This window comes from Pseudoroseomonas cervicalis ATCC 49957, from assembly GCF_000164635.1.
Lineage (GTDB): Bacteria > Pseudomonadota > Alphaproteobacteria > Acetobacterales > Acetobacteraceae > Pseudoroseomonas > Pseudoroseomonas cervicalis.
The window spans coordinates 1-502 of the sequence record NZ_GG771270.1 but is presented as its reverse complement, the minus strand read 5'-3'; the positions used below and the strand labels follow the sequence as shown (position 1 = coordinate 502).

General features: G+C 78.3%; 1 protein-coding gene. It reads right to left on the bottom strand.

Going from position 1 to position 502, the window contains the following annotated elements; translation table 11 throughout:
• Positions 1 to 502 (bottom strand): hypothetical protein (locus tag HMPREF0731_RS22945; RefSeq protein WP_040614635.1); only part of this gene is annotated, 502 nt, incomplete at both ends.

Here is a 502-nt window from a genome sequence, read left to right as displayed (position 1 = left end):
CGACGCGGCGCAACACTTCCGCCACCGAGGCGGCACGCCCGGCCAGCAGCGCCGGCTCCACCGGCTCGGCCAGCAGGCGGGCCTGGGCGTCGAGCAGCAGCCGCAGCGGGGCGTCCGCATCCCCGGCCGCCGCCCCGGCCTCCGGCGCCGGCTCCGGCTCGGGCTCGGGCTCGGGCTCGGGCTGCCAGGCGGCGATCTGCAGCTCGGCCGCGTCGCAATAGCGGAACAGCTCGCGCAGCGCCGCCTCCGGCGCCAGGCTGAGCAGCCGGAAGCCGAGCCGGCAATCGAAGGGGTCGAACAGCTCGCCCGGCGGCCAGGATTCGGGCTCGACCAGATGCAGCAGCAGCAGCTCCGGCACCTGGCGCAGCAGCAGCAGCGGGTCGTCGCCCCGGAAGAAGCAGGCGCTGTCCGGCTGGTAGGCGATGGCCACCAGCGGCCGGCCGGCGGCGCGCGCCAGGGCCGCCTCGCGCTCCGCCCGGGGCAGCGCGTCCAGCCAGGCGGG